At 66.1% G+C, this 19,945-nt stretch carries 20 protein-coding genes; 15 read left to right on the forward strand and 5 right to left on the reverse strand.

Annotated features, from left to right (window positions below):
* Positions 1-79 precede the first annotated feature (79 nt).
* Positions 80-709 carry a TetR/AcrR family transcriptional regulator gene (locus tag ABQF30_RS18970; RefSeq protein ID WP_448466548.1) on the forward strand — a complete coding sequence of 210 codons (630 nt, stop codon included), beginning with the start codon at positions 80-82 and terminating at the stop codon, positions 707-709.
* Positions 710-727: 18 nt separating this feature from the next.
* Positions 728-2,152, forward strand: coding sequence for an APC family permease (locus ABQF30_RS18975; protein WP_448466550.1), 1,425 nt, complete (start codon positions 728-730; stop codon positions 2,150-2,152).
* On the opposite strand, the gene relZ is transcribed toward ABQF30_RS18975, so the two are convergent.
* On the reverse strand, positions 2,149-3,861 hold the full coding sequence (relZ, locus tag ABQF30_RS18980) for a bifunctional ribonuclease/(p)ppGpp synthase (RefSeq protein ID WP_448466552.1): 1,713 nt from the start codon (positions 3,859-3,861) through the stop codon (positions 2,149-2,151). The two genes, ABQF30_RS18975 and relZ, sit on opposite strands and share 4 nt — an antisense overlap.
* Positions 3,862-3,911: 50 nt before the next feature.
* On the opposite strand from relZ, the gene purB reads away from it, so the two are divergent.
* From purB to ABQF30_RS18995, 3 genes are read left to right on the forward strand one after another with little or no spacing between them, the layout of a single operon-like run.
* Entirely contained in the window at positions 3,912-5,330 is a 1,419-nt protein-coding gene (gene purB / locus ABQF30_RS18985; RefSeq protein ID WP_448466554.1) for an adenylosuccinate lyase, read from the forward strand.
* The gene (locus tag ABQF30_RS18990; protein ID WP_448466556.1) at positions 5,327-6,514 is read left to right on the forward strand and encodes a cytochrome P450; all 1,188 of its coding nucleotides are present in this window, start codon (positions 5,327-5,329) and stop codon (positions 6,512-6,514) included. The genes purB and ABQF30_RS18990 overlap by 4 nt, the downstream gene beginning before the upstream one ends.
* A 20-nt stretch (positions 6,515-6,534) precedes the next feature.
* Entirely contained in the window at positions 6,535-7,128 is a 594-nt protein-coding gene (locus tag ABQF30_RS18995) for a DUF1707 SHOCT-like domain-containing protein (RefSeq protein ID WP_448466558.1), read from the forward strand.
* Here the strand turns inward: ABQF30_RS18995 and ABQF30_RS19000 are convergent.
* The gene (locus ABQF30_RS19000; protein ID WP_448466560.1) at positions 7,073-7,972 is read right to left on the reverse strand and encodes a PDDEXK-like endonuclease domain-containing protein; all 900 of its coding nucleotides are present in this window, start codon (positions 7,970-7,972) and stop codon (positions 7,073-7,075) included. The genes ABQF30_RS18995 and ABQF30_RS19000 overlap by 56 nt on opposite strands.
* 109 nt (positions 7,973-8,081) lie before the next feature.
* Positions 8,082-8,705, reverse strand: a complete 624-nt coding sequence (locus tag ABQF30_RS19005; protein ID WP_448466562.1) for a hypothetical protein — start codon at positions 8,703-8,705, stop codon at positions 8,082-8,084.
* A 30-nt stretch (positions 8,706-8,735) separates the two neighbouring features.
* Between ABQF30_RS19005 and ABQF30_RS19010 the strand changes: the two genes are divergently transcribed.
* Both ABQF30_RS19010 and ABQF30_RS19015 read left to right on the forward strand, forming a co-directional pair.
* The gene (locus tag ABQF30_RS19010) at positions 8,736-9,623 is read left to right on the forward strand and encodes a phosphoribosylaminoimidazolesuccinocarboxamide synthase (protein ID WP_448466564.1); all 888 of its coding nucleotides are present in this window, start codon (positions 8,736-8,738) and stop codon (positions 9,621-9,623) included.
* Positions 9,620-11,758: a S9 family peptidase gene (locus ABQF30_RS19015; RefSeq protein ID WP_448466566.1), complete on the forward strand. Its 2,139-nt coding sequence runs from the start codon at positions 9,620-9,622 to the stop codon at positions 11,756-11,758. Before ABQF30_RS19010 ends, ABQF30_RS19015 begins: the two co-directional genes overlap by 4 nt.
* Here the strand turns inward: ABQF30_RS19015 and ABQF30_RS19020 are convergent.
* A complete protein-coding gene (locus ABQF30_RS19020; RefSeq protein ID WP_448466568.1) occupies positions 11,684-12,133 on the reverse strand; it encodes a DoxX family protein in 450 nt (149 codons plus the stop codon). The genes ABQF30_RS19015 and ABQF30_RS19020 overlap by 75 nt on opposite strands.
* Positions 12,134-12,218: 85 nt before the next feature.
* Here ABQF30_RS19020 and ABQF30_RS19025 point away from each other — a divergent pair, with 85 nt between their 5' ends.
* The 4 genes from ABQF30_RS19025 to ABQF30_RS19040 all read left to right on the forward strand — a co-directional run bounded on the left by ABQF30_RS19025 (position 12,219) and on the right by ABQF30_RS19040 (position 15,721).
* The gene (locus tag ABQF30_RS19025; RefSeq protein ID WP_448466570.1) at positions 12,219-12,764 is read left to right on the forward strand and encodes a TetR/AcrR family transcriptional regulator; all 546 of its coding nucleotides are present in this window, start codon (positions 12,219-12,221) and stop codon (positions 12,762-12,764) included.
* Positions 12,765-12,783: 19 nt separating this feature from the next.
* The gene (locus ABQF30_RS19030; protein ID WP_448466571.1) at positions 12,784-13,272 is read left to right on the forward strand and encodes a glutathione peroxidase; all 489 of its coding nucleotides are present in this window, start codon (positions 12,784-12,786) and stop codon (positions 13,270-13,272) included.
* A gap of 80 nt (positions 13,273-13,352) precedes the next feature.
* Positions 13,353-14,057, forward strand: a complete 705-nt coding sequence (locus tag ABQF30_RS19035; protein ID WP_448466573.1) for a DUF2334 domain-containing protein — start codon at positions 13,353-13,355, stop codon at positions 14,055-14,057.
* A 20-nt stretch (positions 14,058-14,077) separates the two neighbouring features.
* Positions 14,078-15,721 carry an FAD-binding dehydrogenase gene (locus tag ABQF30_RS19040; protein WP_448466575.1) on the forward strand — a complete coding sequence of 548 codons (1,644 nt, stop codon included), beginning with the start codon at positions 14,078-14,080 and terminating at the stop codon, positions 15,719-15,721.
* 5 nt (positions 15,722-15,726) lie between these two features.
* Here ABQF30_RS19040 and ABQF30_RS19045 read toward each other — a convergent pair whose 3' ends face one another.
* Positions 15,727-16,365: an MBL fold metallo-hydrolase gene (locus ABQF30_RS19045; protein ID WP_448466577.1), complete on the reverse strand. Its 639-nt coding sequence runs from the start codon at positions 16,363-16,365 to the stop codon at positions 15,727-15,729.
* A 49-nt stretch (positions 16,366-16,414) separates the two neighbouring features.
* Between ABQF30_RS19045 and ABQF30_RS19050 the strand changes: the two genes are divergently transcribed.
* From ABQF30_RS19050 to ABQF30_RS19065, 4 genes are all read left to right on the forward strand, one after another.
* Positions 16,415-17,059, forward strand: a complete 645-nt coding sequence (locus ABQF30_RS19050; protein ID WP_448466578.1) for an ATPase — start codon at positions 16,415-16,417, stop codon at positions 17,057-17,059.
* A 10-nt stretch (positions 17,060-17,069) separates the two neighbouring features.
* Positions 17,070-17,309: a phosphoribosylformylglycinamidine synthase subunit PurS gene (gene purS, locus ABQF30_RS19055; protein ID WP_448466580.1), complete on the forward strand. Its 240-nt coding sequence runs from the start codon at positions 17,070-17,072 to the stop codon at positions 17,307-17,309.
* On the forward strand, positions 17,306-17,980 hold the full coding sequence (purQ, locus tag ABQF30_RS19060) for a phosphoribosylformylglycinamidine synthase subunit PurQ (protein ID WP_448466582.1): 675 nt from the start codon (positions 17,306-17,308) through the stop codon (positions 17,978-17,980). Before purS ends, purQ begins: the two co-directional genes overlap by 4 nt.
* Before the next feature lie 518 nt (positions 17,981-18,498).
* Complete coding sequence (locus ABQF30_RS19065) at positions 18,499-19,830, forward strand: hypothetical protein (RefSeq protein WP_448466584.1); 1,332 nt, start codon at positions 18,499-18,501, stop codon at positions 19,828-19,830.
* Positions 19,831-19,945 lie beyond the last annotated feature (115 nt).

Here is a 19,945-nt window from a genome sequence, read left to right on the forward strand (position 1 = left end):
GCGCTATCGCTGGTGCAAAAGCTGAGTAAAGCCTGATGATCTGCCAAAAGCCCGATGTGACAGGCCCCTGGCTGGCAGCATGCAAGACGTGACAGCAGCGGTCACTCCAAAGGGGGAGCGTCGGCGGTACGCCCTCGTGAGGGCGGCCGCAGAATTGCTGTGCGAGGGTGGCTTCGACGCCGTCCGTCATCGTGCGGTGGCGCGGCGGGCGGGCCTGCCGCTGGCGTCGACAACCTACTACTTCTCGTCGCTGGACGATCTCATCGCGAAGGCCGTCGAGTACATCGGCACGCGGGAAGCCGAGCAGTTGCGGGTCGGGGTGGCCACGCTGTCCCGGCGGCGCCGCGGGGCCGAGTCGACAGCGGACATCCTGGTGGATCTGTTGGTCGGTGAATCACCCGAAACACGTGTCACCGAGCAACTGATCTCCCGCTACGAGCGCTACATCGCCTGCGCGCGTCAACCCGGCCTTCGCGACATCCAACGCCGGATCCTGCAGGAGCGGACGGACGCCGTCGTCGAGGTGGTGGAGCGGTCGGGACGTTCTGTTCGGGCTGAGTTGGTCACCGCTTTGGTGTGCGCTGTCGACGGCGCCGTGGTTGCATCGCTGGTGGACGACGGGGACGGGCCGAGAGCCAGTGCCCGCGCCACGCTGATCGATGTGATCGACGTGCTTGCACCCGTCGACGATCGGGCGCTACGCGTCTGACCGAGCGAAGGAGGGGGAATGCCTCAACCCGAAACCGTTGAAGAACAACCGCAACTGCGGCGCGTGATGGGCCCCGGCCTGCTGCTGTTGTTCATCATCGGAGACATTCTCGGCACGGGCGTGTACGCCCTGACCGGTCAGGTCGCCAAGGAAGTCGGTGGCGCAGCGTGGCTTCCGTTCCTGGTCGCTTTCCTGATCGCCACCATCACGGCGTTCAGTTATCTGGAGCTGGTCACGAAGTACCCGCAGGCCGCCGGCGCAGCGCTGTACGTACACAAGGCTTTCGGCATCCAGTTCGTCACCTTTCTGGTGGCGTTCGTGGTCATGTGCTCCGGAATCACCTCGGCCTCAACGGCTTCCAGGTTTTTCGCGGCCAACTTCTTCACCGCATTCGACATCAGCTGGGGCAAGGCCGGCGTGGTGGCGTTGGCACTGCTGTTCATGGCGTTCATCGCAGTTGTGAACTATCGCGGCGTGGGCGAGAGCGTGAAACTCAACGTTTTTCTCACCTTCGTCGAGATCACCGGCCTGGCGCTGGTGATCCTGGTTGGGCTGTGGGCATTCACCGGTGGCGCCGCGGAGGTGGACTTCGCGCGCGTCGTCGCCTTCGACACCCCCGAAGACAAGGGCACCTTCCTCGCGGTCACGACCGCCACGTCCTTGGCGTTCTTCGCGATGGTCGGCTTCGAAGATTCGGTCAACATGGCCGAGGAGACAAAGGATCCGGTACGGATCTTCCCGAAGGTGCTGCTGTCCGGTCTGGCCATCGCCGGCGTCGTCTACGTCATCGTGGCCATCGTCGCGGTGGCGCTGGTGCCGGTCGGAGTTCTGGCGGACAGCGAGACTCCGCTGGTCGAGGTCGTCAAGGCCGGAGCACCCGGACTGCCCATCGAGGACATCCTGCCGATCATCTCGATGTTCGCGGTGTCCAACACCGCATTGATCAACATGCTCATGGCGAGCCGGCTCATATACGGCATGTCCCGTCAGCACGTGCTACCGCCGGTGCTGGGCTCCGTGCATCCCACGCGGCGCACTCCGTGGGTGGCGATCGGGTTCACCACGCTGATCGCGTTCGGGTTGATCTTCTACGTGTCGGCCTTCGCCAACAGCAACGCCATCGCGGTGCTCGGCGGCACCACCTCGCTGTTGTTGCTCGCGGTTTTCGCGATGGTCAACGTCGCGGTGTTGGTGCTGCGTCGCGATGTTCGGGCAGAGGGCGGGCATTTCAAGACGCCGACGGTACTGCCGGTCATCGGGTTCTTCGCGTCGGCGTACCTGGTGTTGCCGTTCTCCGGCCGCCCGGCTCAGCAGTACCTGCTGGCCGGGATTCTCATTCTGATCGGGATCGTGTTGTTCGGCATCACCACGCTGATCAACCGTCAGCTCGGAATCCGCGGACCCGGCGTCATCGACCCGACACACCTGAGCGACGCGCCCTAGGACGTCGCGCGTAGCTTCTCGATCCTGTTCTGCAGGAGCTCAATTCGATGCGCATTGCCTTGCAGGCCGAGGTAGCGGTCGGTGAACAGGGCCAGCAGTGCGTCGTCCAGGCGGCGCACCGCACCGGCCGGATACCGGTACCCCATGGCCTCATTGACGGCATCCTCGTCGATGGAGTCCAGCAATTGCGTCAACTCATGCAGCGAGGCAATCCCCAATTCCGCCAACAGCCCGGAGATCCATCCGTAGTGGTCGGTACGTGACCACCCGGCGTCGGCGTAGCGGTGTCCGAGATAAGTCGCGAGTACCGGGGTGGGAATGCGCGCGTCGGTCGAGAAGTCGCTCTCATCCTCGGTCATGGTGCTGCGCAATCGGTCCCGGATCTCGGTGAACTCACGGTCGGCCAGCTCGAGCAGCCCGGCGGCAAGGGTGAAGCGTCGATCGAGTTCCGGCGCGTGAGAAGCCGGTATCGAGCCCTTGTAGCGGATGTCGTGCTCGAACTCCGCCCACGCGTGCTGGAGCACGGTGCGTACCTGGATGGACGCGGGCTGCTGCACGCCCTCGACCCCGACGAGCAGGTGCCTGCTGGCGTAGCCCCACTGCCCGGCGCGCGCCGTCTCCTGCCCCATGTCGCGGTCATCGAGCAGCCGCATCTCCTCGGCCAAGAGGTTCGCCACCGCGCCGACATCCTCACGCAGATAGGTGATGACGCGCAGTCCGATCTGGTCGGTGAGCTCCACCAGCGGGTCGGTGTAGAGCCGCGTGCCGTCGGCGGTGCGGCGGTCGGCCTTCGCGGCGAACGATTCGACGCTCTTGGTGCGCGCGGTGATGCTGAGGTAGTTGATGCCCGCCTCGTCGAGCAGTCCGGTGACCAGCGTGAGGTATTGGTCGGTAGCGGCCACCAGCCCCGGCCGTCTCGCTGCGTACTCGGCGACAGCGGCCGACGGGGCCGGTTCGCGCGCGGGAGCGGTTCGAATCCGCGGGAGCCGATCGGCGGGCAGGGACGGGGTCACGATGTAACCCGACGCGACGTCACCGTAGATCGTCACGTCTTCGGGCCGGTGATACCAGTACAGCGCGATGTAGGCGCACAGCAGGGCATCCACCGGGTCCTCATCGCGGTCCAGCTGGCCCGGCCGGGTGGCGGCCTCGATCCGCCTGCGCAGTTCGACCCAGCTGACGCTTCGGTTGGCGCGCAGTCGCGGCGTGGCCGCGTCGAGCTCCTCGATGTGGGTCATCAGCTTCAGCAGCTCGCGATGCCGGTCGCCGAAGGCGCCGCGCTTGTACTTCAAGGTCTTGTCGAGCCCGAACAGCACGATGGTCGCCGGGTGCGGGTAGACCTCGATCGCCCGGCGGCCCGAGGGTGAGGACGGATCCATGTCGAGTCCGAGCGCCGACGCCAGACGTGCGCCCCGCGGGTGCTTGAACTCAGGCCGTTCGGTGAACGCCGGGCGGGCTCCGGCGTCGAATCGCTGAAAGTCTCGGTTCAGTTCCCGCTCGCACGGTCGGTGGCCTGTCGGGTTCTTGACGATGAGCGGCGCATCGATGGCAACCAGGCAGTCGCCGCTGATATACGGCTTGACGGCCGCGGCGATGCTGTCGTCGTCCTCGGCCACCCCGATGTGCAGGAGCCGCCCCTCGGCGTCGACCGCCGCGACACCGGTCTGATTCTTCTCGCCCCACGCGAGGTCGAGTCCGACGAAGTACATCCGTCCACTGTCTCATTGGAGCGCCCGCCCGGCCCGTAAGCTGTGTGTTCGTGACGATTCCGAATGTTCTGGCCAACCGCTACGCCAGCGACGAGATGGTCGCGATCTGGACGCCGGAAGCAAAGATCATCGCCGAGCGCCGGCTGTGGCTTGCGGTGCTGCGCGCACAGGCCGAGCTGGGCGTACCGGTGGCCGACGGGGTGATCGAGGACTACGAGCGGGTGCTGGAGAACGTCGACCTGGCCTCGATCGCCGCCAGGGAGCGGGTGACCCGCCACGACGTCAAGGCGCGCATCGAGGAGTTCAACGCGCTGGCCGGCCACGAGCACGTGCACAAGGGCATGACCAGCCGCGACCTCACCGAGAACGTCGAACAGCTGCAGGTCCGCCGATCGCTGGAGCTGGTGTTCTCCCACGGCGTGGCGGTGGTGGCCAGGCTGGCCGAGCGTGCCGTGGTCTACCGCGACCTGGTGATGGCCGGCCGGTCGCACAACGTGGCCGCACAGGCCACCACATTGGGCAAGCGATTCGCCTCGGCGGCCGAAGAGATGCTTGTGGCCCTGACCCGCGTGCGTGAACTGATCGACCGCTACCCGCTGCGTGGCATCAAGGGGCCGATGGGCACCGCGCAGGACATGCTCGATCTGTTCGACGGAGATGTCGACCGGCTCGCCGAGCTTGAACGGCGCGTCGCTCAATTCCTCGGCTTCACCGATGTTTTCACCAGCGTCGGGCAGGTATACCCGCGCTCGCTGGACCACGATGTCCTTTCTGCGCTGGTGCAGCTGGGGGCCGGCCCGTCGTCGCTCGCGCACACCATCCGGTTGATGGCCGGGCACGAGCTGGTGACCGAGGGCTTCGCGCCGGGCCAGGTCGGGTCCTCGGCCATGCCACACAAGATGAACACCCGCTCGTGCGAGCGGGTGAACGGCCTGCAGGTGGTGCTGCGCGGCTACGCCTCCATGGCGGCCGAACTGGCTGGGGCGCAATGGAATGAAGGCGACGTGTTCTGTTCGGTGGTGCGCCGGGTCGCGCTGCCCGACGCGTTCTTCGCGATCGATGGCCAGACCGAGACGGTGTTGACCGTGCTCGACGAGTTCGGCGCCTACCCCGCGGTGATCCAACGCGAACTCGACCGCTACCTGCCTTTCCTGGCCACCACCCGCATCTTGATCGCGGCAGTGCGGGCCGGGGTGGGCCGGGAAGCCGCCCACGAGGTCATCAAGGAGCACGCCGTCGGTGTCGCCCTGGCGATGCGGGAGAAGGGCCAGGAGCCCGACCTGCTGGACCGGTTGGCCGCCGACCCGCGACTGCCGCTGGACCGCGCCGCACTGGAGGCCGCGCTGGCGGACAGGCAGGCGTTCACGGGTGCGGCGGGTGCACAGGTCGACGGTGTCGTCTCGGCTGTCGAGGACCTGGTCAGCCGCTATCCCGAGGCGGCCAAGTACACCTCGGGCGCCATCTTGTGAGCTTGGCGGATCTCACGGATCTCGATAACTTCGCGTCGGGTTTCCCACACGCGCTGTTCTCGGCCCATCGGCGTGAGGCGCCGGTTTTCTGGCATGAGCCCACCGAACACACGCCCGACGGGGAGGGTTTCTGGTCGGTCGCGACCTACGCTGAAACCCTTGCGGTACTGCGTGATCCGGTCACCTTCTCATCGGTGACCGGCGGTAGGAGGCCATACGGCGGGACACTGCTGCAGGACCTTGCCATCGCCGGGCAGGTGCTCAACATGATGGACGATCCGCGCCACTCCCAGATCCGTCGGCTGGTGAGTTCCGGGTTGACCCCGCGGATGATAAGCCGGGTCGAGGACGATCTGCGGGCGCGGGCGCGTCTTCTGCTTGACGCGGTGGAGCCGGGCGAACCGTTCGACTTTGTCGCCGACATCGCCGCCGAACTCCCCATGCAGATGATCTGCATTCTGCTGGGAGTTCCTGAATCCGAACGACATTGGCTGTTCGAGGCGATCGAACCGCAGTTCGACTTGGGCAAACCGTCGAGCGCAGAAGACAGCGCGCGGATGTACTCCTACGGTCAGGAGTTGATCGCTTCGAAGCGGGCGGTGCCGACCGATGACATGTTGTCGGTGGTGGTTAATACGACGGATCTGGCCCCACTTTCTGACGTCGAGCTGTACCTGTTCTTCAGCCTGCTGTTCAGTGCGGGTGCCGAGACCACCCGCAACGCCGTGGCGGGCGGGCTGCTGGCATTGATAGAGAATCCTTCGCAGCTGGCGTTGTTGCGCGCGGACTTCTCGTTGCTACCGACGGCGATCGAGGAGATGGTGCGCTGGACATCGCCGTCGCCGTCCAAGCGGCGCACCGCAACCCGTCCGGTGTCATTAGCCGGCTGCGACATCGAGGCTGGGCAGAAGGTGCAGATCTGGGAGGGCTCGGCGAACCGGGACGGCTTGGTGTTCCCGGATGCCGACGTCTTCGATGTCACGCGAAAACCGAATCCGCACTTGGGCTTCGGTCAGGGCGTGCACTACTGCCTTGGCGCCAACCTGGCCCGCCTGGAGCTGCGGGTGCTGTTCGAAGAGCTGCTGGGCCGGTTCTCTTCGGGTCGACTGGTCCAACCCGTGGAGTGGACCCGCAGTAACCGCCACACCGGAATCCGCCATCTGGTGGTCGAGCTCGGCTCGTAGTCGCCGCTACTCTGGCGGACATGGACTCAGGCCCCAACGACAACCTGCGGGTCTCAGACGCCGACCGGGCACGAGTAGGCCAACTGCTCGAACGCGCGGTGTCCGAGGGCATGCTCACGCTGGACGAGTTCAGCGAGCGGTACGACGCCGCGCTGGCGGCACGCACCCGCGGTGAGTTGAGCGTCGTGGTCGCGGACCTGCCGATGGGCTCGGGCGTGACTCCGGTGCAACGTTCGGCGGTGGCGCCGGAGATGCTGCGCGGCTGGATGTCGTCGATCGTGCGGAAGGGCCAGTGGACTGTGGCCCCGGCCCTGCACCTCAACACCCGGATGTGCAGTACCACCCTGGATTTCACCGCTGCAGTGCTGCCCGGGCCAGTGGTCGAGATCGTCGTCGACGACTACTGCAGTTCGACGGAACTGATCGTGCCCGACACGGCCACCGCTGATCTCAACGGTGTCAACGCGATCGCGGGCAGCGCCACCGTCAAGGTTCGCACCAGCCCGCCGTCTGACCAGCTGCACCTGATCGTCCGCGGCCGGGTCCGGATGGGAACGGTCACCGTGCGGCATCCCTTCGGAAGCTGGCTGCGCCGCCTGCACGGGATTCGATAGCGAACCGGATCTCGGCGATCACCCGCTGCGGGTACTCGGTGAGATCAAGCCAGGTGAACCGCAGCACCTGCCAGCCCCGCAGCGCCAGCTCGTTCTGCTTGACCCGGTCTTTCTGGAAATCCTCTTGATCGCTGTGGAACGCCCAGCCGTCGGTTTCGATGGCGACCTTCACGCCGGGAAATGCGACGTCGACCTTGTAGATGCCCACGCGGTAGTTGGCTTTCCATCCCGTGATGCCTTCGGCCATCAGCAGCTTCACGAGCAGCCGCTCCGCCTCCGACCGGGCCCCGTCGGCGGCAGCCATCAGCAGCCTTCTGGCGGCGGGTGAGCCGTACCGGCCCTTGTTGCGCAGATGCGCCCGCCACAGGTCACGAAGTTCGACGTGGCGCTGCAACGCGTTGTCCATCAGTTTGGCGCCACCGCCACGTCGGGCCGCAGCTTCGACAACGGTCAGCGGCAGCGAGGTCACCCGCAAGCCACGGCGTTTCACGATGTCGACGGGGTCGAGGTCGCGGCGGCGAAGCTTGGTGCCGACCCGAAGTTGCAGCCGACTGGCCCGTGGAGCGGTTACCTCAACGGCTTCCGGTGCGTATTTCGTGACTCCGTGCCACCATGCAGCGGCCAATCCGCTCGCAACTGCGCGGTCGCCGTAGGACCACACGCCCACCCGCATCCGCGCACTATCAGTGAACGGCCGGTCGTTGACGAAGTAGACGCCTCTGGTGCACCGCAGCCACCGGCCGGTCCGTACTCGGTAATCAACAGCATCCTGGGACAGCCCGGCCGTTAGCGCTTGTGCGAGCGTGATCACGCCGTCGTGGTCACGCAGGTAGTCATCAATCACACCGGATTGGACGGTGTGCCCGCTCAAACGGTTCCCTACCCTGCGATTTGCGGAGTTTTAGCCGTGCTCGTGACGGCCAGGACTCCACAAATCGCGGGGGGACGGGAAGTCAGGGGAGGCGGCGCAGGCGCATGCCCGCGGAGCGCAGCTCCAGCGCCGCCAGGCCGCGGATGGCGGTCGGATCTTGGCTGCGCCAGGCACCTACCGGGTCATCGGAGACGGCGGTGAGCTTGGCCAGCGGGCGATTGGCCAGAGCCCGCAGCGCCAGCAGCTGTTCTCCGGCCGTCGTGGAGCCCAGGGTGATCGCGGTCCACTTGCGCCGGAAGAACCGCACTCGCAGATACAGCCAGGGCATCGCGACGAACAGGATCGGCGGCGCAGCCACGGCGAGCGCCAGCACCCAGGCCAGCCAGCTCGCCGTGGTGTCCAGGCTGTGGCCCGCGCCGGCGATATCGAGGGCGGCCTCGCTGGCAGCCCGCAACGGCTTGCTCAGCGTGTCGCCGACCAGCGGAAAGTCGTCGGTGTTGTCGCCGGCCGAGTTGAGGTTGTCGGCAACCCCGTTGGCTCCGCTCTGCACCTGCCTGCCCACCTCGGCGATCGTGGAGACCGCGGAATGCACGGCCATGCCCACCACCACCCAGATGACGATCCAGATGATGACCGCCACATCGCTGAAGAGTTGTGCCAGCAACCGGCCGGGTCTGGTGGCGTAGGGCAGGTACCGCGATCTCATGGCACCGATCCCAACACATAGGCTGGCCCGATGCGCCCTGCTCTGTCCGACTACCAGCATCTGGCCAGCGGCAAAGTCCGCGAGCTGTACCGCATCGACGACGAGCACCTGCTCTTCGTGGCCACCGACCGGATCTCGGCCTACGACTACATCCTCGACTCGCAGATCCCGGACAAGGGCCGGATCCTGACCGCGATGAGCGTCTTCTTCTTCGATTACGTGGACGCCCCGAACCACCTGGCCGGCCCGCCCGACGACCCCCGCATCCCCGAAGAGGTGCTGGGCCGCGCGCTGGTGGTGCGCCAGCTCAAGATGCTGCCGGTGGAGTGTGTGGCCCGCGGGTACCTGACCGGCTCGGGCCTGCTCGACTACCAGGAGTCGGGGTCGGTATGCGGCATCCCGCTGCCGGCAGGTCTGGGCGAGGCGAGCAAGTTCGATGAGCCGCTGTTCACCCCGGCCACCAAGGCTGAACTAGGTGAGCATGACGAGAACATCTCGTTCGACAGGGTGGTCGACATGGTGGGCCCGGCGCTGGCCGACCAGCTGCGGGAGCGCACGCTGCAGACGTATCTGCAGGGTGCCGATCACGCGCTTAGCAAGGGCATCATCATCGCCGACACGAAGTTCGAGTTCGGAGTCGATGCGGACGGCAATCTGGTGCTCGCCGACGAGGTCTTCACCCCCGACTCGTCGCGGTACTGGCGGGCGGAGTCTTACCGGCAGGGCGTGGCTCAGGAGAGCTTCGACAAGCAGTTCGTGCGGAATTGGCTGACGAGCCCGGCTTCCGGGTGGGACCGCCACGGCGGCAGCCAGCCGCCACCGTTGCCCGATGAAATAGTCGCAGCGACCCGGGATCGATACATCGAAGCGTACGAACGGATTTCGGGGCTGCGCTTCGCCGATTGGCTGAGCGCATGAGGCCGCCGGTAGCCAAGCGCGCCAATCACCGTCGTGAGCACCACGGTGACGTATTCATCGATCCGTACGAATGGCTGCGCGACAAGGACGATCCCGAGGTGCTCGCGCACCTGGAAGCCGAGAACGATTACACCGAGCACACCACCGCTCATCTGGAGCCGTTGCGGCAGAAGATCTTCGATGAGATCAAAGCCCGTACCAAGGAAACCGACCTTTCGGTCCCGACGCGGCGCGACCTCTGGTGGTATTACGCACGCAGTTTCGAGGGCAAGCAGTACGGGGTGCACTGCCGGTGCCCCGTCACCGATCCCGACGACTGGACGCCGCCCACGCTCGACGAGCACACCGCGATCCCCGGTGAGCAGGTGCTGCTCGATGAGAACGTAGAGGCGGACGGCCACGACTATTTCGCCCTCGGTGCTGCCACGGTGAGCCTGGACGGCAACGTCCTCGCCTACTCGGTCGACGTCAAGGGCGACGAGCGGTACACGTTGAAGTTCAAGGACTTACGTACCGGCGAACTCTACGACGACAGGATTGTCGGCATCGGCGCCGGCGGCACGTGGGCGGCCGACAACCGCACGCTCTACTACAGCACCGTCGACGACGCCTGGCGTCCCGACACCGTGTGGCGGCACCGGCTCGGCTCCGGATTGCCCGCCGAGAAGGTGTATCACGAACCCGACGAACGGTTCTGGGTCGGAATCGGGCGCAGCCGCAGCAACAAGTACCTGTTCATCGCGTCGGGTAGCGCGGTGACCACGGAGGTTCGCTATGCGGATGCCACCGATCCGCATGCCGAGTTCACCGCCGTGTGGGACCGTCGCGATCTGGTCGAGTACTCCGTCGAGCACGCGGTCGTCGGCGGTCAGGACCGATTCCTGATCCTGCACAATGACGGCGCGGAGAACTTCACCCTGGTCGATGCTCCGGTCAACGACCCCAACGATTTCCGTACCCTCATCGGGCATCGTGACGATGTGCGGCTCGATGCGGTTGACGCATTCGACGGGTTCTTGGTGGTCAGCTACCGCAGTGAGGCGCTACCGAAGATCCAGCTGTGGCCGGTGGCCGCCGACGGAGGTTATGGCAGGCCCGAGGAGCTGACGTTCGACTCCGCGCTGACTGCTGCCGGGCTCGGCGGCAACCCGAACTGGTCGACGCCGAAGCTGCGCATCGCGGCGACCTCGTTCGTCACGCCGGCCCGGGTCTATGACCTGGACCTCGCCACCGCGGAGCGCACGCTGCTGCGCGAACAGCCGGTGCTGGGCGGCTACCGGCCGGAAGAGTATGTGGAGCGCCGTGATTGGGCCGTCGCGCCCGATGGCGCGCGGGTGCCGATCTCGATCGTTCATCGGGCCGGTCTGCAGTTCCCGGCCCCGACGCTGCTGTACGGGTATGGCGCTTACGAGTCGTGTGAGGATCCGCGGTTCTCCATCGCGAGGCTCTCATTGCTCGATCGCGGGATGGTGTTCGCCATCGCCCATGTCCGCGGTGGCGGCGAGCTCGGACGGCCGTGGTACGAGCACGGGAAGATGCTGGAGAAGAAGAACACCTTCACCGACTTCATCGCGGTGGCATCCCATCTCGTCGCAGGCGATGTGACCCGGCCGCAGCATCTCGTTGCGCTGGGCGGCAGTGCAGGTGGCCTGCTGATGGGTGCGATCGCCAACATGGCCCCCGAGCTGTTCGCCGGGATCCTGGCGCAGGTGCCGTTCGTCGACGCACTCACCACCATTCTCGATCCGTCGCTGCCACTGACGGTCACCGAGTGGGAAGAGTGGGGAAATCCGCTAGACGACGCCGACGTGTACCGGTACATGAAGTCCTATACGCCGTACGAAAACGTCACGGCCCAGGACTATCCGGCCATCCTGGCGATGACCTCGCTCAACGACACCAGGGTGTTCTACGTCGAGCCTGCCAAATGGGTTGCGGCACTGAGGCATCTGAAAACCGATGGTCACCCGGTGCTTCTCAAGACCGAGATGACGGCCGGGCACGGCGGCATCAGCGGGCGCTATGAGCGGTGGAAGGAAGCCGCGTTCCAGTACGCCTGGCTACTGGCTGCCGCCGATCGCGACAATTACGGCAACGGCCAGGTACACAGCCTGTTCGGCGGCCCGGACACCTAGCCGCGAGCTCATCGACTTCGGCGGGTTGGGCATTCGGGCGGCATAGACGTTGGCCGGGAACATGGCCAGCATCAGCACGAACAGGCAGACTGCTGCGACGACGCGGGTCGGCGGATACAGGAGGCCGGCCGCGCCGAGGAGTTCCAGCACCCCGGTGATGGTGACGAGCAGGGCCGGGGCGGGCAGCCGGGGCGGCACGATCGCGATCATGTCGCGCCGCAACGGGTTGACGAAGTGGGCGACGCCCGTCATCACGAACATCGCGGCCATCCCCACGGCGATGGCCCTGGGCCAACTGTCGACGTAGTCCACGCCGAGCATGCCGATGACCCGGGCGCCCACACTGCCCAGCACCAGCATCAGAAACACGGCCATCCCGCACTCCAATCTTGTCATTGTCTAGATCCCGACCCTAGCGTCAATCTAGGCGCTGTCAAGATGTCGGGTTAGAGTGGCGGCCATGAGCTACCACCACGGCGATCTGAAGGCGGTGATCCTGGCGCAGGCCGCGACACTGGTGGCCGAGCGCGGGGCCGACGGCATCTCACTGCGGGAACTGGCGCGGGCCGCAGGCGTATCCCACGCTGCGCCGGCACACCACTTCACCGACCGGCGGGGGTTGTTCACCGCACTCGCGACCGAGGGATTCCGGTTGCTGGCCGAGGCGCTCAACGCTGCCCGGCCTCAGTTCATCGACGCGGCAAAGGCTTACGTCCGGTTCGCCCTCGACAATCCTGGCCACTACGAGGTGATGTTCGACAAGTCGCTGTATGACGACACCGACCCGGAGTTGGTCGCAGCGTCATCCGCGGCGGACGACGAACTCAATCGTGGCGTCGGCACGCTCGTCGACCCGAAGGCGAAGGCCGATCCGGCGGGGGCGGCGCTCGCGGCCTGGTCACTTGTGCACGGCTTCTCGCTGCTGTGGCTCAACGACGCCATCGACACCGCAGGCGACCCGATCGGCACAGTCGAACGCCTGGCGGCAATCCTGTTCGACGGATAGCTACGGTAGCGTCGTGACGGTGAGCCTCAACGATATTCCGCTGACCACCCTCGACGGCAAACCAACCACGTTGGCAGAGTTGGCAACTGGCGCCGCACTGGTGGTGAACGTCGCCTCGAAATGCGGCCTGACGCCTCAGTACGGCGCGCTGGAGAAACTCGCGCAGGACTACGGCGATCGCGGCCTCACCGTCATCGGGGTGCCGTGCAACCAGTTCATGGGCCAGGAGCCCGGTTCCGCCGAGGAAATCCAGACGTTCTGCTCGACCACTTACGGCGTGACATTCCCCCTGCTGGCCAAGACCGACGTCAACGGCGCCGACCGGCACCCGCTCTACGCCGAGCTGACCAAGACCGCCGACGACAGCGGGGAAGCCGGCGACATCCAGTGGAACTTCGAGAAGTTCCTGCTCGCGTCCGACGGCACGGTCGTCAACCGTTTTCGGCCCCGCACCGAGCCGGATGCGCCCGAGGTCGTCGCCGCGATTGAGGCTGTGCTGCCGGCATAGCGGCGTGGAATAGCCGAATGGACACTCTGCGGCAGAGTGTTCGAAACCGTTGCGACATGTGACGTTGCCACACTGGGGGCGTGACCGGACAACTCATCGTCTCGATCTCACAGATCAGCGACCGCACGCTGGCCGATGTGGCGTCGTTCTGCGCAGAGCTGGATTCGCGTGGGGTGCCCGCGTCCCTGTTGGTGGCGCCGCGGCTCAAGGGCGGTTACCGGCTCGATCGTGACGCGCCGACCGTCGAGTGGCTGACGACCCGCCGCGAAGCCGGCGACGCCGTCGTCCTGCACGGGTACGACGAAGCCGCCACCAAGAAGCGGCGCGGCGAGTTCGCCAGCCTGCCCGCTCACGAGGCCAACCTGCGGATCATGGGCGCCGACCGGGTGCTCGAACATCTGGGGCTGCGGACCAGGCTGTTCGCCGCCCCGGGCTGGAACGTGTCCCAGGGCACTGTCATCACTTTGCCGCGCAACGGCTTTCGGCTGCTGGCCGGCCTGAGTGGTGTCACCGATCTGGTGCGTCACACGACGACGCGGGCCCGAGTGCTCGGGATCGGCGAAGGATTCCTGGCCGAGCCGTGGTGGTGCCGGACGCTGGTGCTCTCGGCGGAGCGCACCGCCCGGCGCGACGGGGTGGTGCGCGTCGCGGTCGCAGCCCGGCATCTGCGCAGGCCCGGCCCGCGGCAAGCCATGCTCGACGCGGTCGACCTGGCTTTGCTGCACCGCTGTGAGGCTGCGGTCTACCGGTGGCGGCCATATCCGGTACTGACCGAAGCCGCCTGACCGCGCTAGTCTTGCGTCTCATGGCAGACGCCGACGTCATCGTCGTGGGAGCGGGTCTGGCCGGACTGGTCGCCGCATGCGAGCTGGTCGAGCGGGGGCACCGGGTGCTCATTGTGGACCAGGAGAACGCCGCCAACCTCGGTGGCCAGGCCTTCTGGTCCTTTGGCGGCCTGTTCTTCGTGGACAGCCCGGAGCAGCGCAGGCTGGGCATCCGGGACAGCCAGGAGCTGGCCTTACAGGATTGGCTGGGCACCGCGGGCTTCGACCGGCCCGAGGACCACTGGCCACGGGAGTGGGCGCACGCTTACGTCGATTTCGCCGCCGGGGAGAAACGCAGTTGGTTGCGGGCGCGCGGGCTGCAGACCTTCCCGCTGGTCGGCTGGGCCGAGCGGGGCGGGTACGACGCGCTCGGGCATGGCAATTCGGTACCCCGATTCCATATCACGTGGGGGACCGGCCCGGCGCTCGTGGAGATCTTCGCGCGCCGGATTCGCGACAGTGTGCGGGTGCGGTTCGCCCACCGCCATCGCGTCGACGAGCTGATCGTCAACGAAGGCCTCGTGGCCGGGGTTCGGGGCTCGGTACTGGAACCGACCAACGCACCCCGTGGCGTGGCATCGTCACGAAAAGTTGTCGACGAGTTCGAGTTTCGTGCGTCAGCCGTGATCGTGGCCAGCGGTGGGATCGGCGGTGACCACGAACTGGTGCGCAAGAACTGGCCGGCCCGGATGGGCCGGGTGCCCGAGCAGTTGCTCAGCGGTGTCCCCGCTCATGTCGACGGCCGGATGATCGGTATCTCCGAAGCTGCGGGCGGCCGCGTCATCAACAGCGACCGAATGTGGCACTACACCGAGGGAATCACCAACTACGATCCGATCTGGCCATCCCACGGCATCCGCATCCTGCCGGGCCCGTCGTCACTTTGGTTGGACGCCAACGGAAATCGACTACCTGTGCCGCTCTATCCCGGCTTCGACACCCTGGGCACCCTCGAGCACATCTGCCGGACCGGCCAGGACTACACCTGGTTCATCCTCAACGCGCGGATCATCGCCAAGGAGTTCGCGCTGTCCGGGCAGGAACAGAACCCCGATCTCACCTCGCGCAGCGTTCGCGATGTGTTGTCCCGGATCCGGCCGGGTGCTCCTGCCCCGGTGCAGGCGTTCGTCGACCGTGGCGTCGACTTCGTCAAGGGAGATTCGTTGAGGGAGTTGGTGTCTGCAATGAACGCCGTTCCCGATGTGGTGCCGCTGGACTACGCGACCATCGCGGCGGAGGTGACCGCGCGCGACCGTGAGGTCGTCAACAAGTTCACCAAGGACGGGCAGATCACCGCGATCCACGGCGCCCGCAGTTATCTGGGCGACCGGTTCAGCCGCGTCGTCCCCCCACACCGTCTCACCGACCCGAAGGCCGGCCCCCTGATCGCGGTCAAGCTGCACATCCTGACGCGAAAATCGTTGGGCGGTTTGGAAACCGACCTGAGCTCTCGGGTGCTCAAACAAGATGGCACCGCGCTGGGCGGACTGTACGCCGCCGGCGAGGCGGCCGGATTCGGCGGGGGTGGAGTGCACGGCTACCGATCGCTGGAAGGCACCTTCCTCGGTGGCTGCGTCTTCTCCGGACGCGCGGCGGGGCGGGGCGCGGCCGCCGACATCGCCTGAGCCGCCTAGAACTCCGTGCCGTTCTCCGGATTGAGCACCTGGAAATCGGTAGAGGTCATCTCCGCGAGGCGGCCGTAGAAGATGCCACGTGCGCTCGGCTCGATGATGCCCTGGTGGATCGGCACCGCGCGGGCCGGTGCGACCGCACGCAGAAACTCCACTGCCTCAGAGATTTTCATCCACGGCGCCGCGGCCGGGGTGGCAAGTATGTCGACCGGTTCCCCGGGCACGAACAGAGCGTCGCCGGGATGCATAAGCCGGGCCGGATGCTCGTCGTCACCCAGCAGGTACGAAATGTTGTCTATCACCGGGATTTCCGGGTGTATCACCGCATGCTTACCGCCAACCCCGCGGACGTTGAGGGCGCCGATACGGAACTCGTCGCCGACATGCACGGCCCGCCACGGCTCACCGAGCTGCGCTGCGGTCTGCGGGTCGGCGTACAGCGCGGCCTGCGGATTGGCATCGATCAGCGCGGGTAGTCGCGCGGTGTCGGCGTGATCGGGGTGTTGGTGGGTGATCAGGATCGCCGAGAGCCCGGTGATCCCCTCGAATCCGTGCGAGAAGTTCCCCGGATCGAACAACACCGTGGTGTCCGAAATGTCGGCCAGAAGGCATGAATGTCCGAAATGCGTCAATTGCATGCCTATATTGTGGCGCTCAGTGGGTGGATTCTTGCGGATAATCTGGGCAATGTTGCTCGCGGCCGCCGGTGCGGTCGCCGCGCCCGGGTTGGCGTGGTCACAGCCCATCGACTGCCCGCCGATGTGCGACCGGATCCCGGCATCGGCCTGGATCGCCGCCTCGGACATCCCCCTGCACCGCGATTACCGGTGGCCCAGGCCGGCAGGCCGGGCAGTCGCGACGGTGGACCCGCGGTTCCGGTTCGAGGAAGACTGCGCGCTGCCGCTGCTCCCCGGGGATGCGCGCAGGTACGCGGTGACGGCCCGCGCCACGGTCGGACAACCCGAGGGGCACTGGCAGCTACAGGTGCAGGTGATGCACTGGCGCGGGGAAACGTGGCGGGGCGGGGAGACAGCGATGTCGGCCGTCCGGGCAGCCGTGGGCGCGTTGCGGGCCTGCCACCTCACCGCACCGCAGAGTTCGCCGTCGATCACCACCGACGAGCCGGGCCGGATGGCAGCGGTGATCAGCTTCGATGACAGCCGCGTGCTGCATCAGTACTTGCTGGCGGATCCGAACAACAGCACGGTGGTGGAGCTTGCCATGTGGTCGACCACGCCGCCGCGGGTGCCGTGGCCTTCCGTGCCCGATCACCAGGTGCTCGATGCCATGGCTGTGCCACTGTGCACCGCTTACATCGGATCGTGCCGGTAGAGTGTGCGCCGTGGCAAAGGTGGTAGTGAACGTCATGCCCAAGGCTGAGATCCTCGACCCGCAGGGTCAGGCGATCGTCGGGGCATTGGGTCGGCTCGGGCATGGTGGTATCTCAGATGTCCGGCAGGGCAAGCGTTTTGAACTCGAAGTCGACGACTCCGTGGCCGACGAGGCGTTGGCCGAGATTGCCGAATCGCTGTTGGCCAACACTGTGATCGAGGACTTCTCGGTGAGTCGGGAGAGTTCGTGACCGCCCGAGTGGGGGTTATCACCTTCCCGGGGACGCTCGACGACATCGACGCCGCGCGTGCGGTGCGGTTGGCCGGGGCCGAGCCGGTGAGCCTCTGGCACGCCGACGCTGACCTGCACGGAGTCGACGCGGTCGTCGTCCCGGGTGGCTTTTCCTACGGTGACTACCTGCGCTGCGGCGCGATCGCGAAGTTCGCCCCGGTGATGGGGTCGGTGATCGAGGCGGCCGGCAAAGGTATGCCGGTGCTCGGCATCTGCAACGGCTTTCAGGTGCTGTGCGAGGCCGGCCTGCTGCCCGGCGCACTGACGCGGAACGCCGGCCTGCATTTCATCTGCCGCGACGTGTGGCTGGAGGTCGCTTCCAACTCCACAGCGTGGACCGCACGCTACGAGGTCGGGGCCGATCTGCTGATACCTCTGAAGTCAGGGGAGGGGCGCTATGTCGCCTCAGAGGCGGTGCTCGATGAGCTCGAAGGCGACGACCGCGTCGTCTTCCGCTACCGCGAGAACCTCAACGGGTCGATGCGCGGCATCGCCGGGATCTGCTCTGCCAACCGCCGTGTCGTCGGCCTCATGCCGCATCCCGAACATGCCACCGAGGCGTTGACCGGTCCGTCCGACGATGGCCTCGGCTTGTTCTACTCCGCGCTGGATGCGGTGCTTACGGCCTGAGGCGAGTCTCCGGCAGCTCCGGGCAACCGAAACACCGCAACGAAATCCGTTGACTTCAAAGCTGACTGGTACTGCCACTTGGTTGCTGACCGTGCCGACCGGTGAATTCCATGATCGCCGGGCCGGCCCTGGGTGGGACGTGCGCCTCGCTGGCGTGAGAGCGTTCCAGCAACGCTCTTCCGTCGCTTGCGCTAACTCGTCATCCGGCCTGTGACCCACGTTACTGCTGGGTAACCTAAGTGAGCTTACTCTCTATATGCCGCCCAGCAACGAGTTGACGGAATCAGTCACGAGTTTGCTCAAGGTGGGCTGTCCAATCGCTTGGGGCATCAGGCGATGGCGTGGTATGTATGCGTGCTAGGCCGACTACCAGGTGCTTTCCGAAGCTAACGACCTGATTTGCGGGACTATTCGCGCCTCGATGTGCTTCCAAGTGAACATTTGACTATTTGCAGACAAGCCAACTGACTGGTTGGTAACTTCCCTGCGTCCTAATTACGCTCCCGTAAGGAGATTCCATGCAGGTCACTGCTCGGCCCTATCTGGTCGCGGGCGTGGCGCTCGTCGGCGCCAGCGCGATCGCGGTCAGCCCGATGGCTCCGCCTGCCCCAGACGTTCAGATTCCGGCGATCCACGCTTCGTCCGCATCGGTAGCCCTCACCGCCGCGGCCAATCCCTTGGAGCTGTGGGCCGAGGTGATGGGAACGGCCTTCGAGAACGTCGGCGGCCTGGGTGAGCAGTGGCTTGCCGATCCCGCTCCGATCCTGCGGCAGATCATCGCCAACCAACTGCACAGCGCCAGTGTGTTGAGCGCATCGGCACAGACGCTGGCCGATGGCCTTGCCGAAGCGTTTGACCCCGATTCGTTCTTCAGCTTTACCGCGTCAATCCAGCAGGCTTTCGATCAAATCGCAGCCGGGGAGTTCGAGGAGGGGTTCGCCGCCATTCCCGCGAGCCTGCTGTATCTCGGACTGCCGCTCATCGCCGCGATAGGAAACCAATTCGTGCCCGGCGCTTGGTCGGTGATCGCTCAGCCGTTCACGAATCTCGCGAAACTGGTAACACAATTCCCGGATGCTCTGCCCGCACTGTTCGCGAATGGACTCCTCTCGCCAATGATGGCGACCGCGGCAGCCAGCGGACACACGCTCGAGAGCTTGGTCGACTCCGCAACCGGGGGTGACGCGGCGTCATTCGCCAACACCCTGGTGAATGCTCCCGCCACAGTCACCGGTGCCTTGCTCAACGGATACGAGATCGACGGCTACCTGGCCACCGGTCTGCTGAATGCGCGCGAGGGCTTTACCCCGGGCGGGTCCATCTCAGCGGTGTTGAGTGCGCTCACTCAAATCGCGGACTCCATCAAGACGCCGGGTGCCGACCGTGACGACCTGCTCGGAAATCTGCCGGGACTCGAAGCTGCACCTGAGTCGTTGGCGGTGAATTCGACGCTCAATCCGACCGCCAAGACGGTGACGCTGGATGTCGCACCGGCCGACGCGACACCTGCTACGCCGCAGGCCGGTTCGTCGACCGAAGAAGACAAGGAGCCTGAGTCCGCTGCTACCGCCGCGCCGGACGGCGACTCCGTCGATGCCGGCTCGACTCCGACGGCCGATCTCGTCAAAGTCAGCCCCAAGGCTGAGCCCGGCAAGATCGGTACGGGCCCAACCAATTCCGATCGCGCCAAGCCGCTCAAGGCGGTCCGCGACGGAGCTTCCAGTGCCGTCAAGAATGTGACCGACGGTCTGAAGAAGGCCACCGCCGGCCTCAGCGGTAAGAAGGAGACGACCAAGGGCGACACCGGCTCAAACACCGCCGGATCCGAATCCGGCGGCGGCTCCGAGTAATTGCGACCGGTAGACCCCCTCGCCCAGAGGGGGTCTACTGCGTTGTGTGCGCCCTCTCGCTGGCCGCGAGCGTGCGCAAAACGCTGCCGAAATGCGGCGTGTCGGGCAACAAACA

The sequence above is a fragment of the Mycolicibacterium sp. XJ870 genome (assembly GCF_053483975.1).

What these genes read in the sequence shown, in the direction of transcription:
- ABQF30_RS18970 (WP_448466548.1), top strand. Translation starts at nt 80, where the DNA reads ATGCAAGACGTGACAGCAGCGGTCACTCCAAAGGGGGAGCGTCGGCGG.
- ABQF30_RS18975 (WP_448466550.1), top strand. Translation starts at nt 728, where the DNA reads ATGCCTCAACCCGAAACCGTTGAAGAACAACCGCAACTGCGGCGCGTG.
- relZ (WP_448466552.1), bottom strand. Translation starts at nt 3,861, where the DNA reads ATGTACTTCGTCGGACTCGACCTCGCGTGGGGCGAGAAGAATCAGACC.
- ABQF30_RS18995 (WP_448466558.1), top strand. Translation starts at nt 6,535, where the DNA reads ATGGACTCAGGCCCCAACGACAACCTGCGGGTCTCAGACGCCGACCGG.
- ABQF30_RS19005 (WP_448466562.1), bottom strand. Translation starts at nt 8,705, where the DNA reads ATGAGATCGCGGTACCTGCCCTACGCCACCAGACCCGGCCGGTTGCTG.
- ABQF30_RS19010 (WP_448466564.1), top strand. Translation starts at nt 8,736, where the DNA reads ATGCGCCCTGCTCTGTCCGACTACCAGCATCTGGCCAGCGGCAAAGTC.
- ABQF30_RS19015 (WP_448466566.1), top strand. Translation starts at nt 9,620, where the DNA reads ATGAGGCCGCCGGTAGCCAAGCGCGCCAATCACCGTCGTGAGCACCAC.
- ABQF30_RS19020 (WP_448466568.1), bottom strand. Translation starts at nt 12,133, where the DNA reads ATGGCCGTGTTTCTGATGCTGGTGCTGGGCAGTGTGGGCGCCCGGGTC.
- ABQF30_RS19025 (WP_448466570.1), top strand. Translation starts at nt 12,219, where the DNA reads ATGAGCTACCACCACGGCGATCTGAAGGCGGTGATCCTGGCGCAGGCC.
- ABQF30_RS19040 (WP_448466575.1), top strand. Translation starts at nt 14,078, where the DNA reads ATGGCAGACGCCGACGTCATCGTCGTGGGAGCGGGTCTGGCCGGACTG.
- ABQF30_RS19045 (WP_448466577.1), bottom strand. Translation starts at nt 16,365, where the DNA reads ATGCAATTGACGCATTTCGGACATTCATGCCTTCTGGCCGACATTTCG.
- ABQF30_RS19050 (WP_448466578.1), top strand. Translation starts at nt 16,415, where the DNA reads ATGTTGCTCGCGGCCGCCGGTGCGGTCGCCGCGCCCGGGTTGGCGTGG.
- ABQF30_RS19065 (WP_448466584.1), top strand. Translation starts at nt 18,499, where the DNA reads ATGCAGGTCACTGCTCGGCCCTATCTGGTCGCGGGCGTGGCGCTCGTC.